At 70.6% G+C, this 316-nt stretch carries 1 protein-coding gene; it reads left to right on the plus strand.

The features are described 5' to 3' along the window. Window positions 1-44: 44 nt before the first annotated feature. Window positions 45-316, plus strand: a 272-nt coding sequence (locus RVY79_RS18605; RefSeq protein ID WP_317466027.1) for a serine hydrolase, incomplete at its 3' end; no start/stop codon positions are given.

Genomic DNA, 316 nt, shown 5'->3' on the forward strand with positions numbered 1-316 from the left:
GTGGCAGCTGATAACGCTGTTAAGCTGCGGGGCCGGAGGACTCCGTGCACCGCATCACCCGACGCCACTGCCTGCTCGCCGCCGCCGGCCTGCCACTTGCAGCGCATGCTGCCGACGCACCGCTTCGACCGCTGCTGGACGCGCGCTTGAAGGACGACGGCGTGGCCCTCGTTGCCGGCCGCCTGCAGGGCGGCCAGGCCAGCTTCGACGGTGCCGCCAGGACAGGCCCACGACCGGATGCCGACAGCCGCTTCGAGATTGGCTCCATCACAAAGACCTTCACCGCGCTGCTGCTGGCCGATGCGGTGGTGCGCGG

The sequence above is a fragment of the Chromohalobacter sp. HP20-39 genome, assembly GCF_033052815.1.
In the GTDB taxonomy this organism is placed as follows: Bacteria; Pseudomonadota; Gammaproteobacteria; order Pseudomonadales; family Halomonadaceae; genus Chromohalobacter.